Origin of the sequence: Amycolatopsis sp. M39 (assembly GCF_001651785.1) — a bacterium.
GTDB lineage: Bacteria > Actinomycetota > Actinomycetes > Mycobacteriales > Pseudonocardiaceae > Amycolatopsis > Amycolatopsis rubida.
On sequence record NZ_LWSF01000002.1, the window covers coordinates 366235 to 379453 of the forward strand.

Sequence of the window (13219 nt, forward strand, 5' to 3'; positions counted from 1 at the left end):
CAACGCGAACTTCTTCCGCTGCGCCTATCACGGCTGGACCTACTCGTCCTCGGGCGAGCTGACCGGGGTTCCCTTCGACGACGGGTACGCCGAGTTCGACAAAAGCGCGATGGGCCTGGTCCACGTCCCCCGCGTGGAGTCGTACCGCGGCTTTGTGTTCGCCAGCCTCGACGCCGCCGTGCCTCCGCTTCCGGACTACCTCGGCAACGCGCGCCGCTACCTCGACTTCATCGCCGATATCGGCGACGGCGGCCCCGAACTGGTGTCGCGGGCGCACAAGCTCGTCTACCGCGGCAACTGGAAGCTCCAGATCGAGAACACGATCGACCCGTACCACTTCTCCTTCACCCACAAGAGCTGGCTCGACATCCTCAAGGACCGCACCGGGAAGAGCAGCCCCTGGGTCAAGAACGTGCGGACGAATCCGGACTGGCGGGGCATCGACCTCGGCAACGGGCACGCGGTGCACGAGTACGGCAGGCTCGAAGACGCGGGCGAGAACGCGCACGCCATCGCCATCGGCGAGCTGATCCCGTTCAACCTCAACATCTTTCCGAGCCTCGCCTTCGTGGGCGCGCACCTGCGCCTGGTCGTGCCGCGATCGGTCGACGAGACCTGGGTGTACCTCTACCCGCTGCTCCCCCGCGGAGCCGACGCGGAAACGCGCGCGCGGATCCTGCGGGACCACGAGATCTTCTACGGCCCGGCGGGCTTCGGCTCGACCGACGACATCGAGGTGGGCTTCGACCGGGTGACCCAGGGCAACGAGGCGTCGGCCAGCGCGGCCGACTTCACGCTGATGGCCAGGGGCCTGCACCGCGAAGTCGTCGACGAGGAGACCGGTGTCCGGATCGGCCGGTCGTCGGACGAAGTGCCGCAGCGCGCGTACTTGCGCCGCTGGCTCGAACTGATGGAGGCGGGCGCGTGAGCGAGATCGAGCAATTCCTCTACGCCGAAGCGGCTTTGCTGGACGCCCGGGATTTCCCCGGCTGGCGCAAGCTGTTCGCCGACGACGCCGTCTACTGGATCCCGGCCAACGCCGACGACACCGACCCTGACCGCGACGTGTCCATTGTGTACGACGACGTGGCCTTCCTCGCCGAACGCGTGTGGCGGCTGGACAGCGGACTGGCCTACGCCCAGGAACCGCGCTCGCGGACCGTGCATCTGGTGAGCAACGTCCAGGTGCTGCGGGAAAGCCACGGCGAGATCGACGTCGCAGCCGCGTTCCTGGTCGTCGAGTTCCACCGCGACGTCCTGCATCACCACGCGGGCCGGTACCGCTACCGGTTGCGCCGCGACGGCGGCGAACTCCGCATCGCGCGGAAGAAGGCCGTCCTCGTCAACAACGGCGGGCACCTGGGCAACCTTTCCGTCCTGCTCTGACGAATCTGACGAACACGCGTTTCCCCACCACCGAAAGGAAATCCGATGCTCATCACCCGACGCGGCGGCGAGCTGGTCCTGGTCGACCAGAACGAGCACGGCCGGCTCGCCGGCGAGCTCACCCTGCGATGGGGCAACTCCGGCTTCGAAGCCCCCACCCGCCGCGAGCAGGTCCGGATCGGCACCGCGCGCCACGACGACGGCTGGCTCGAGGCCGACGCCGCACCGCTGTTCAACGCCGAGGCGCGGCGTCCGCTGCACTTCCTGGAGATCCCGCTGGAGGACCACCTGCCGCTGTACCAGCGGGGCGTCGACCGGATCTACCAGGAGGACGCCTACGCCGGACTGCTCGTGAGCATGCACTGGACCGGGCTGTACCGGAACCGCTGGGGCATGCAGGACGGCGGCGTCGGCATCACTCCGGCGGCAACCCCGCTCGACGAGATCCGCGAAAAGCACGTCGCGGACGAAGAGCGACGCTGGGCCGAAACGAAGAAGTCGCTGGTGAAAGACAGCATCCGCAGCGATTTCGAAGCCCGCCTCTGGTACCACTACGACCTGCTGCAGGTGTGGGATCTGTTCTCGCTCTACGCCTCCCTCGCCGACACCACCCCCGGCGACGGCCCCGCGGTACCGCTCGCGAGCACGCTGCGGACCATCGACCAGCGACCGGGACCGCGGGTCATCCAGCTGGCCCCGTCACGCGTCGGCGGCCCGCGCACCGATCTGACCCTGACCCCGGTCAAACCCGGCGTGGTCGTCGTGGACCCGTTCCCCTTCGACGGCGAAGTGGTCGCGACCCTGTCCGCCCGCACGATCCCGGACCGCGCGTACGCCGACGAGGACGATCTCGCCGCGGCACTCGGCGCGGCGGAAGAGCGCACGCTGGAATGCCGGTTCACGAAGCCATGAGCGACTCCGGACGCAGCGGCTCCGACGGCATGCCGATCGAGGACATCCTCGCGGCGCTCGAACCCGATCCGGACCGGGTGCTGGTGCGCAACGAGTTCGCCGTCGTCGGCGTCACCGTGCGCGAATCCGGCGGCGGGCGGTCCCGGCTGCGCATCGAGGACCTCCGCACCCGCCAAGCCGTCGAACTCGACGCGCTGGAACTGGAAAGCCTGGCCTGGGCCCGGCACGACGACCTGTCCCCCTTGCTCGACCCGAGCCGGTCGAGGTGGGCGGGGACCGGGGAATAGGAGCAGCGATGGAAACAGTGCGAGCGACCCGCAAATGGATCTGCGTGTCCTGCGGCGACATCTACGACCCCGCCGAAGGGGACCCCGAGGGCGGCATCCCGCCCGGCACCGCGTTCGAGGACATCCCCGACGACTGGGTCTGCCCGGTCTGCGGCGCGGCGAAGTCCGACTTCGAACCCTGCGATGAGGACTGACATGACCGACACCGACGTCGACGCGCTCTTGATCGGCGGCGGTGTGGCCTCGGCGGCCGCGGCGGCCGAACTGCGCAAGCAGGGTTTCGCCGGGTCGATCGCCCTGGTCACCCGCGAACTGGACCCGCCGTACCGGCGTCCGCCGATCACCAAGCAACTGCTCGGACCGGAAGCCGGGGACACGGACCTCGCCGTCGTGTCCCCGCAGTGGTGGGATGACAACGACGTCCAGCTGCGGACCCGGTCAGCGGTGCTCTCGCTGGACACCGAGACGCGGACCGCGACGCTGGCGGACAAGACCGAGATCCGGTACCGCAGCGCCTTGCTCGCGACCGGTGCGATGGTCCGCCGCCTGTCGCTGCCCGGCTCCGCGAACGCCGGCATCCACTATCTCCGGGCACCCGCCAACGCGCACAAACTCCGGGCCCAGGCGGCAGCGGCGCACCGGGCTGTGCTCGTCGGCGGATCCTTCATCTCCGCCGAGGTCGCCGCGTCCCTGACCGAATCCGGCGTCGAGTGCACGATGGTCATGCCCGAACGCGCACCTCTCGAGACCGCGTTCGGCCCGGAGGTCGCCAGCCACGTCGCCCGGCTGCTGACCGCGCGCGGCGTCACGCTGGTCTGCGGCGAGCAGGTCAGCGAATTCACCGGGGACGGGACTGCCACCGGCGTGCGCACGGCCAGCGGCCGCGACATTCCGGGCGACCTCGTGGTGGTCGGCAGCGGAGCCGTCCCGGACACCAAACTCGCGCGGAAGGCCGGGCTGCGGCTCGGGCCCAGCGGAGGAATCCTGTGCGACCGCACGCTTTGCACCAGCGCCACCGGGCACTGGGCGGCGGGCGATGTCTGCGAGTACCACAGCGAGGTGCACGGCAGAGCGCTGCGCGTCGAGCACGAGGACCACGCGATCGCACAAGGTGTGACCGCCGCGCACGGCATCCTCGGCCAACCGGTGGCGCACCGGGAAGTCCCGTATTTCTGGACCGAACTCGCCGGCTGGGCGCGTTTCGAATACGTCGGGCCCGCCACGCAGTGGGACCGGACCCGGGTCACTGGTTCCTGGGACAGCGATTTCACGGTCTGGTACGAGCGCGGGGGCCGGGTCGTCGCCGCGCTCACCTCTGGCCGCCCGGAAGATCTCGACCGCGCCCGCGCCGAGATCGTCAGGGCCTGATTCCGCGCATTCCTCCCCGGGGGACGCCGCCGACCCGGCGTCGCCCGGGGCAAGGGGGAACTCCGCGGCACCCCGCGGCATCACCGTCGATGTCACACCTGAACAGGAGCTCCGGTCATGGACCGAATCCCACCCGCGCCGCCAGTCTCTCCCGCCGGGCAATCCTCAAGGACGGCTGCCGCGAAACAGGCCAAGCGGGCCACGCACGCCGCGTTCTTCGGCTTCGGCGTCGACTACTTCGACATCTATCTGCCGGTCGTCGCGCTTGCCCCGGCGATCCATTACTTCCAGCCGAAAGGCATCCCGGACTCGGTCGAGACGACCCTGTTCTACCTGACCTTCGCCGCGACACTGCTCGGCCGTCCCGTCGGCTCCATCGTCTTCGGCGGCATCAGCGACCGCATCGGCCGCCGCAACGCGACCCTGATCGCGGTCGCCGGATTCACCGTCGCCACTTTCCTCATGGCCGCTCTCCCCGGCTACGCGCAATGGGGTTACGGCGGCATCGTCTGTCTCCTGCTGCTGCGTTTCGTCGGCGGCATCTTCATGGGCGGCGAGTACACCAGCGCAAACCCGCTGGCGCTCGAATCCTGTCCACCCGCGAAACGGGGCATCGTCGGTGCCTACATCGCCGGCGCCTACCCCATCGGCTACATCGCGATCTCCGCCGTGACGCTGCCGCTGCTGAGCTTCCTGCCCGGCGGTGGAGCCGGATCGGCCTACCAGAACTGGGGCTGGCGGTTGCCGTTCTTCGTCGGCGGACTGCTCGGAGTCGTGTTCTTCCTCTTCTTCTACCGGTCTGTCGACGAGTCCGCTGCTTGGCGGGCCGAGAGCGCCCGCGAAAAATCCGCGACCGAGAAGAAGGCACCGCTGCGCGAACTCCTTCGCGACCGCAAGATCCGCCGCCGTCTCGCCCAGGCGATGCTGCTGATGACCGGGCTCTGGTTCGGCGTGCAATCGATCATCTCCCCCGTTTCAGGTTTGCTGATCACCTACCTCAAGCAGGACTCCGGCGCAGTGACGACGGCTCTGCTGGTGTCGAACGTCGCGCTGTTCCTTGGCTATCTCGCACTTGGACATCTCGGGCAGAAATACGGCCGACGTCGAGTGCTGATCTGCGCTGGGATCGCCACGCTTCTCGTGTCGGTGCCGAGTTTTCTCGCGATGCTGACGCTGCTGAGCACCGGAGGCAGCTTCGTTCTCGCCATGGCGCTGTACACGGTCGGCCTCGTCGTCGCGATCTCGCCGTTCGGCGTCGCGACGGTCTATCTGATCGAGGCGTTTCCGACCAGGATCCGCGCATCCGGCTACGGCGTCGCCTACAGCGTGTCGCTGCTCATCCCGTCGTTCTACAGCTTCTACATGCTCGGTCTCAGCTCGTTCATGCCCTACCTCTACACACCGCTGATCATGATCGCACTCGGCGGGATCCTCACCGCGGTCGGCGCGAAAATCGGCACCGAGACGAGCCGGGCCAAGCTGCTCGACGCCGCGGACTAGGGACACCCGGCGCAGCTCAGTCCGCGTCCTCTCCTCCGGTGGCGGCCTGCGTGCACGGCCTCCGCCGCATGCGAGTCCATGGTCGAGCAATACCGCGTCTCCGGTGGGGGGTAGGTGTACACCGACGTCACCCGACTTTCGCGCGCTGAGCTTCGCCGCGGTCGGCGCGGCGACGAAGGGCCTTTTCCCGACGCTGACCTTCGCCGACATCTACACGGCGAGCGCGTGGGCTCGATCATGGTCTGGTGCGCAAGCGGCAGCCAGCCGACTCGATTACTGCCGTTGACCTGCACAGATAGCAATTGTCCCCAGGTTATCCACAACCCACTGTGGACAACCTGGGGACAACTTGGGTACGAAGGTCTCAGGCGTCGATCTTCCGCGGCTCTCCGCCGACAGTGATCTTGCGCGGCTGGGCCTTCTCGGCGACCGGAATGCGCAGCGTCAGCACACCGTCGACGTAGTCCGCGGCGATCCGCGTGGTGTCGAGCGTGTCGCCGAGGAACAGCTGGCGCGAGAACTTGCCGCGCGGCCGCTCGGACACCTGGACCTGCGCGTCCTCCACCGCGACGGGCGTGCGCTCGGCGCGGACGGTGAGCACGTTGCGCTCGACGCTCACGTCGATGGAGTCGCGGGCGATCCCCGGGAGATCGAACTGGATGACGTACTCGTCGCCGACGCGGTAAGCGTCCATCGGAACGGAGCGCGGCGCGGTGCCCTGACCGCCGAAGAACTGCTGGGTCAGACGGTCGAACTGGGCGAACGGGTCGGTGCGGATCAGCATTGTCGAATCCCCTTTCGGACAACTGCGGCCAGCCGCTAGGACGCTGACCAAGCCTTGCAAAGTTGCCAACGACTGACTCAACTTATTTGTTCCCGTGTAGCTCAGATCACAGAGCTGCCGCGAGACCGGCCAGAACTGTCGGTGCCGGTCCGTAGAGTGCGTCTCGTGATCGACCAGCTGACCATCCCGACCGACGCGGGATCCTTCGACGCCATCGCCGCCGGTCCTGAAGACGGCCGCCCGGTACTGCTGCTGCACGGCTTTCCCCAGGCCGCCGTGGAGTGGGAGCACCAGGTGGCGACGCTCGGCGTGCTCGGCTACCGCGCGATCGCGCCGGATCAGCGCGGTTACTCGCCGGACGTGCGGCCCGAGCATCCGGCCGAATACGGCATCTCGACGCTGGTGTCCGATGTCGTGGCCATGGCCGACACGCTCGGCTGGAGCAAGTTCGACCTGGTCGGCCACGACTGGGGCGGCGCGGTCGCTTGGTGGACGGCGGACGAGCACCCGGAGCGCCTGCGCAGCGTCACCGTGGTGTCCACTCCGCACCCGGGCGCGCTCGCCGAGGCGATGCGGACGGACGAGGACCAGCACCTGCGGTCGGCCTACCTGACCGAATGGCGCCAGACCCCCGCGACCGAGCGCCGCATGCTGGCCGACAACGCCAAGGCGCTGCGCGACATCTTCGACCGGCGCATCCCGCCGAGCAAGATCGACGAGTACGTGCAGCGACTGTCCGAACCAGGCGCGCTCACCGCCGCGCTGAACTGGTATCGAGCCGGCCGTCCAGGCGGGAAGATCGGCAAGATTTCGGTGCCGGCGATGTACGTGTGGTCCACAGAGGACGTCGCCTTCGGTTCCACCGCCGCGCTCGACACGGCGAATTGGTGCACCGGGCCGTACCGGTTCGAGATGCTGGAGGAGGTGTCGCACTGGGTAGCGGAGGAAGCGCCGGAGGCATTGACCTCGTTGATCGTCGAGCATCTCGGCAGCCGGTGACACCGGGTCTCGCCCGCGCCGTCGTTCGGTTGGGTATCGGTTGGACTGAGGATTCGAGCGGTGCGTGAAGGCACGACACTCGAACCGGGCGAAACGGCCACCCGGCTCGCGGTATCGGCCGGTAGGCGCGTGGTGTTCAGTATCCGAAGTGAACACCAGCACTGAAGCCGAAACCGAACGCGTTGTCTTCGTGACCGAGGACGGCGTGCCCACCGGGGAGACCGGGCCGAAGCTCGCCAGTCATCACGCGGAGACGCGACTGCACCTCGCGTTCTCCTGCTACGTCCTGCGCCGTTCGGACAACGCCCTGCTGATCACCCAGCGCGCGCCGCACAAGAAGGTGTGGCCTGGCGTGTGGACCAACAGCGTGTGCGGGCACCCGGCTCCCGCCGAAACGCTGGAGACCGCCGTGCGCCGACGGGCTTCGTACGAACTCGGGCTGCCCGAACTCGATGACCTCAAGTGCGTGCTGCCCACGTACCGCTACCGCACGCCGCCCTTCCAGGGGATCGTGGAGAACGAGTTCTGTCCGGTGTTCACCGCCTGGACGGACGTCGATCCGCGGCCGAATCCCGAAGAAGTGGGCGGCTGGCGATGGATTTCCTGGGCCGATTACACACAGTGGATCACAGATCCGATGACTGACGCGAGTTACTGGGCACGTGATCAATTCGCGCAGCTCAAGGACAAAAAGCCCTTCTCCGCGCTCTGAGCGAAGAACTGCGCTGCGTGACATCAGCGGAAGTCCGTCGTCCACTTGAGCGAAATTCACCTTCGTCCGTACCGATGACTCAAGCCAACGCTCCTTTACGACGAAGACGATGGAGTGGCGGAGGTCAGAGTGTCGGCGGACGACGAGCTCGGAACGGGGGAGACCGCGCCAGACTTGCTCACGTTGCACGAGTCCATCGCGGACCTGTTCGCGACGCGCGGCGACTGGCGGCGGGCCTACCGGCACCTGCGCTCCGCGCTCGACATCGCGCGAGCGGGCAGCCTGCGTGATCCGCTCACCTCCAGCTACAACCGGCGGTACCTCGACCAGCGGCTGCCTGAGCTGCCCGCCGCGGTGGCCGTCGCCCTGGTCGACCTCGACCGGTTCAAGTCCGTGAACGATACGTACGGTCACCTTCTCGGCGACCGCGTCCTCTGCCGGGTCGCCGATCTCCTGCAAGAGGGGCTGCCCGCCGATGCGTTCTGCGCACGGTACGGCGGCGAGGAATTCGCTCTCGTCCTGCCGGGAATCGATCACCGGGGCGCCGTCCGGGTCGCCGACGCCGCCCGCCTTCGAGTCGCCCGTCATCCCTGGTCAGAACTCCGGCCGGGCCTGCGGGTTACGATCAGTGTCGGCCTCGCGCACGGCACCGGATCCGGGCCGCGTCAGCTTCACCGAGCCGACAATCTCCTTTACGCCGCGAAGCGGGCGGGACGCAACAAGGTCGCTTTCCATGACCGCGAGACCGCTCAGGTAATTACGCACTCTGAGTAACGCACGTCTGCGATTACTCCATTCATTGAACCCGATCTTCACCTGTTCGTCCGCTTCAGTGCGCCTTAGGGCGACGCATGGTGAAGAAATTCGCGGGAGGGTGTCGTCACGAACGGCGGGTATCCGTACGATAACGAAAAGCTCCCCCGGTACGACGAGTCCTGGGAGACCCGGTGCAGCCGCCGGGTGTTCAAAGGTAAGCCGCCCCAGCCTGGCGCCTGACGTGCGAGAGGAGACCGAGTGCCCGACGAGCGCAACACCCCCGGCACCGGTCGCCACTCCGACACCCCGGCTCGCCCCCGCGGCGGACGTCGCCGTTCGATGGACACGCACGGCGGCATCAGCGTGTCCGACGTGGTCGCGCGGCACACCGGCGAACGCCCCGCCTTCGCCGACGATCCCGGAACGCGGCATGCGGAGCCAGCGAGCCGGCTCGCGGAACCAGGCACCCGCCGGGCAGAGCCTGGCCGTCGCCGAGCGGACAGCGAGCGGCCTGAACCAGGACGACGGCGAGCGGAGCCGGACGCCGGTTTCCCGGGCACGAACGGCCGCGCTGGGGTGCCCGCCGAGCCGGGTCGGCGGCGAGCGAATGGGCACGTCAACGGGGTTGGCAGCAGGCACGCTGAGCCAGCAGACAGCTCGGGTCTGGGCGACCTGGCTAATGGGCAGGTCAACGGGGTTGGCGGGCGACACGGCGAACCCGCGGAAGGCGACGCCGCGCCAACCGGTGGACGAGCGAACGGGGTCGGCAATCGCCATGGCGAGGTGGCCGGAGGAGACACCGGCTCGGCGGGCAGGCGGGCCAAGCGGCACAGCGAACCCGCGGCGGACGCGCTAGCTGACGAACGCGCGAACGGGCACGTCAACGGATTCGGCGGGCGGCACGGCGGGCCCACAGACGGCGGCGGCGCGCCTGCGGGCCGCTGGACGAACGGGCGCGGCAGCCGACACGGCGAGGCGGCAGAGGACGGTGCCGGACCGACTGGCAGCCGGGGAGACGGGCGGGTCGATGGCCTCGGAGGCGTCGGCAATCGGCACAGCCGAGAGGTAGCCGACGGTTCTGCGCTCGGCAATGGCACCGGGCCTGCGCGAGTGGGCGGGCGTGCGCTTCTTGGCGGAGCGGTGCCGGGCGGCGCCGGCGACCCGGACGCTGCCCGAGACGACGCGCGGCGTCGGGAGACTGGGGCTTACCAGGTCGAGCCGGGTGAAGGGCTTGGCGAGACTGGCTACGCGGTGCCGCCGGGTGGTCGGCGGGCTCGGCCAGCCGACGTTCGCGGAGAGACCAGGCATGCCGCGCCGGATTCCGCGCTTGGCGACTATCGGGGTGGGCCCGGTGAGGTGGACGGGCCTGGGCGTCGCAATGGCTTGAGTGAGCGGCCCGGCGACGCAGTCGCTGGCGGACGGGCCGAGGGAGCTAACCGTCGCAGGGAGCCGGGCGGGTCTCGTGCGATGGGACCCGGCGGACAGCTCAACGGGGCTGAAGCTTCTTCGGCGGAGCCGGGCGGGCGGGTTCGGCCTGGTCCCGGCGAAGCCGGTGAGCCGGGAGAACCGCGGCGTCGTCAGGCCGGGCCTGGGCCGGTGCACAACGGTGGGCAGCCGGGGAGCGCCGAGCTTGGTTCTCCGGAGCAGGGGGCCCGACCGCGGCGTCGGCGAGCGGATGGACTTCCGCCTCGGCCTCGGCAGGGCGGCGGGGTCCCGGTTTCGCCGGAGCCGCCTGGGCCTCGACCGCCGCACGGTGCGGAGAACGCTCCTGGGCAGCGGATGCCGGGTGCGGAAGCGGACGGGCCGCGAATGCCCGGTCCAGACTCCGGCGGATTGCCTCGTCCGGGACTGGACGAGCCGCGAATGCGGGCGACAGGGCCAGATTCCGCTGGGCAAACAGCCGCCGGGCCTGGCTCGGCAGCGCAGCGGAGGCCCGCCGAGCAAGCGCCACGGTTGCCTGGCGGCCCCGGGCCCGCTGAGCAGCGGATAGCTGGTGCTGATTCGGCGGCGCTGCCGATCGAACCTGACGGGCAGCGCGCGGCTGGGCAGGACTCCGGCGGGCACCGAGTGCCGGGGCCGAACGCGCCTCGCCGACGGGTGGCGGGTCCTGGACCGGCCGGGCGGCGACCTGGTGACCTCGATCCGGAACCCGAGGACGAACTTGAGCGGACGCAGCTGAGTCCGGCGCTTGAGCCGGACCGGTTGCGGGGCAAGCAGGCCGAGCAAGGGCGGGCTCCGTCGCCGCGGCGTGGGCGAGCCGGCGCGCCGGATGGCGTCGAGCGCGGTGGGCCGGGTGCGGCTCAGGGTCTTGAGCAGACCCAGCTCAGCCCGGCACTGGACGGTGACGGGCTGGACGACGCCGGTTCCGGACGTTCGCGCCGACCGGAACGTCCACGGCGCGGCCCGGCACCGGATGGCGGCCGGAACGCGGCGCAGGGGCCTGAACGAACCCAGCTCGGCCCGGCATCGGACGGAAGCCGGGGTGCAGCGCAAGGTCTTGAACGGACTCAGCTCGGCCCGGCATCGGACGGAAGCCGGGGTGCAGCGCAAGATCTTGAACGGACTCAGCTCGGCCCCACGCTGAACGGTGGCCGGAGCGCGGCGCAAGGCCCGGCACTGGACGGCAGCCGAAACCTGGCGCAAGGCCCGCAGCTGGACGGCAGCCGAAACCCGGCGCAAGACCCCGAACGAACTCAGCTCAGCCCAGCACTCGACGGTGACCTGGATGGCGAGCGCCCGCAGCGCGGCTCCGCGGCCAAGGACGGGCGTCCCCGGCGCAGACCCGCGCCGAACGCTGGGCCGCAGGGCGGTCCGGAAGCAGAGGGCGAGCGGAGCCCGGCGCTAGGCGGAAAGCAGCCGCTCCCGGCGGATCGGACGCAGTTCACCCCGGTCAAAGGCATCGGGCTCGGTGCCGTAGCCGCCGGGGACTCCGAGCAGACCCAGCTCAGTCCGGCGGCGAAGCCTCCCTCAGACTCGGAGCGCACTCAGCTGAGCCAGGCCGTCGAGGGGCCGAATGGCAAGCGGCCCCGGCGTACTCCGGCGAGGCCGGCCGCCGCGGTTCGGGCGGAGATGGATCCGCTCACGATGACCGACGAGATGGAGGCGATCGACGAGGCGACTCAGTACCGTCGCAAGATCGATCACAGTCTCGCTCGGTTCTCGGCCGCGCATGACGACGCGGCTGCCGAGGAAGCGAAGCGCCGGGAGCGGCGGGAGCGGCTCACTACCCGGTCGATGGCCTTGTTCGAGCAGACCCGGACTGCGTTGCAGCGGGTCGTACTGCTCGACAAAGAAGAGGAAGAACAAGAGCCGCCCGCCGAAAAGCCGGAACAGACTCGGCTTCAGGAGAAGAAACAACGGCATACCGCGCGCAACGTCCGGATCGGGCGGATCGCGTTGATCGTGGTTGTCGCGCTCATTTTCATCGGCACGGGCGTCGCGTGGGGTGCGGTTACCTGGTTTGACGCCAAATTCGCCCAGGTGTCCGCGCTGGACGAAAACTCCTCGGACATCCAGAACGCCGATGCGCAGGCCAACGACGAGAACTTCCTCATGGTCGGCTCCGATTCCCGCGACGGCGCTTCCGCCGAGGAGAATGTCGGGGACGCGGCCAACATTCCCGGCGCGCGGTCGGACACCGTGATGGTGGCGCACGTTCCCGCGGACCGGAAGCGGGTCGTGGTCGTTTCGTTCCCGCGAGACCTGGAAATCGACCGGCCGGATTGCAACCGGTGGGATCCGGCCAAATCCCAGACTACCGACGAGATCGTGCGCGAGCAGAAGATCGCCAAGCTCAACACGGCCTACGCGGTCGGCGGACCACAATGCATGACAAAGGTAATCCAGAAAATCACCGGTCTGCGGATCAACCACTTCGTCGGCATCGACTTCAACGGGTTCAAGGAAATGGTCGACGCGGTGCACGGGGTGACCGTGCACAACGAGAAACCGATCATCGACACCACGCTCGGCAAGGTGCTGACCGAGACCGGCGACGTGACCATTTCCGGCGATCAGGCGCTGAGTTACGTGCGCGCCCGGCACGTCGTCGGTGACAAGACCTCCGACTACGGCCGGATCAAGCGGCAGCAGGCGTTCATCGGAGCGCTGCTCAAGAAGGTCATGTCCTCGGATGTCGTACTGGATCCGGGGAGACTGTCCGGCTTCATCACCGCGTTCGCGCACGCCACGTTCGGCGACAACCTCGGGGTGCAGCAAATGATGACGCTCGCGCAATCGATGCGCGGGCTCGACCCGGCCAACATCAACTTCCTGACCGTGCCCACCGTCGGCCTGCCGAACAAGCGCGGCAACGAAGTCCTGATCCAGGAAAAGACCAGGAGCCTCTTCGACGCGTTGCGCGACAACACTCCGCTGCCGGGCAACCAGCCCGCCGGAACCGCGGCCAGTGCGCCGCCCGCGAACGCCAGTCCCGGCAAAAACACCAACACCGGCTGAGCGCTCCGGATTCGTTAGGCGGGGTTCATACGCGGTTCACCCAGCGATGCGGTATTC

12 protein-coding genes are annotated in these 13219 nt (G+C 68.9%); 11 read left to right on the top strand and 1 reads right to left on the bottom strand.

Annotated features, from left to right (window positions below):
- The 7 genes from A4R44_RS06430 to A4R44_RS06460 form a co-directional block, all read left to right on the top strand.
- Nucleotides 1–928, top strand: a 928-nt coding sequence (locus A4R44_RS06430; protein WP_198545187.1) for an SRPBCC family protein, incomplete at its 5' end; no start/stop codon positions are given.
- On the top strand, nt 925–1386 hold the full coding sequence (locus A4R44_RS47775) for an aromatic-ring-hydroxylating dioxygenase subunit beta (protein WP_157904826.1): 462 nt from the start codon (nt 925–927) through the stop codon (nt 1384–1386). The genes A4R44_RS06430 and A4R44_RS47775, both read left to right, overlap by 4 nt.
- Before the next feature lie 45 nt (nt 1387–1431).
- On the top strand, nt 1432–2298 hold the full coding sequence (locus tag A4R44_RS06440) for a DUF3891 family protein (RefSeq protein ID WP_067577254.1): 867 nt from the start codon (nt 1432–1434) through the stop codon (nt 2296–2298).
- Nucleotides 2295–2585 (top strand): hypothetical protein, encoded by a 291-nt coding sequence (locus tag A4R44_RS06445; protein WP_198545188.1) that lies wholly within the window; start codon nt 2295–2297, stop codon nt 2583–2585. The genes A4R44_RS06440 and A4R44_RS06445 overlap by 4 nt, the downstream gene beginning before the upstream one ends.
- 8 nt (nt 2586–2593) lie before the next feature.
- Nucleotides 2594–2779 (top strand): rubredoxin, encoded by a 186-nt coding sequence (gene rd, locus A4R44_RS06450; protein WP_067577255.1) that lies wholly within the window; start codon nt 2594–2596, stop codon nt 2777–2779.
- Nucleotide 2780: 1 nt separating this feature from the next.
- The gene (locus tag A4R44_RS06455) at nt 2781–3953 is read left to right on the top strand and encodes an NAD(P)/FAD-dependent oxidoreductase (RefSeq protein ID WP_067577257.1); all 1173 of its coding nucleotides are present in this window, start codon (nt 2781–2783) and stop codon (nt 3951–3953) included.
- 117 nt (nt 3954–4070) lie between these two features.
- Nucleotides 4071–5453: an MFS transporter gene (locus tag A4R44_RS06460; protein ID WP_067577259.1), complete on the top strand. Its 1383-nt coding sequence runs from the start codon at nt 4071–4073 to the stop codon at nt 5451–5453.
- Between the two features lie 364 nt (nt 5454–5817).
- On the opposite strand, the gene A4R44_RS06465 is transcribed toward A4R44_RS06460, so the two are convergent.
- The gene (locus tag A4R44_RS06465) at nt 5818–6237 is read right to left on the bottom strand and encodes an Hsp20/alpha crystallin family protein (RefSeq protein ID WP_067577261.1); all 420 of its coding nucleotides are present in this window, start codon (nt 6235–6237) and stop codon (nt 5818–5820) included.
- A 165-nt stretch (nt 6238–6402) separates the two neighbouring features.
- Between A4R44_RS06465 and A4R44_RS06470 the strand changes: the two genes are divergently transcribed.
- The 4 genes from A4R44_RS06470 to A4R44_RS06505 all read left to right on the top strand — a co-directional run bounded on the left by A4R44_RS06470 (nt 6403) and on the right by A4R44_RS06505 (nt 13162).
- Nucleotides 6403–7236, top strand: coding sequence for an alpha/beta fold hydrolase (locus A4R44_RS06470; protein ID WP_067577263.1), 834 nt, complete (start codon nt 6403–6405; stop codon nt 7234–7236).
- A gap of 148 nt (nt 7237–7384) precedes the next feature.
- On the top strand, nt 7385–7948 hold the full coding sequence (idi, locus tag A4R44_RS06475) for an isopentenyl-diphosphate Delta-isomerase (protein WP_067577265.1): 564 nt from the start codon (nt 7385–7387) through the stop codon (nt 7946–7948).
- 114 nt (nt 7949–8062) lie between these two features.
- Entirely contained in the window at nt 8063–8722 is a 660-nt protein-coding gene (locus A4R44_RS06480; RefSeq protein WP_067577267.1) for a GGDEF domain-containing protein, read from the top strand.
- A 3066-nt stretch (nt 8723–11788) separates the two neighbouring features.
- The gene (locus A4R44_RS06505; RefSeq protein WP_232791516.1) at nt 11789–13162 is read left to right on the top strand and encodes an LCP family protein; all 1374 of its coding nucleotides are present in this window, start codon (nt 11789–11791) and stop codon (nt 13160–13162) included.
- Nucleotides 13163–13219 lie beyond the last annotated feature (57 nt).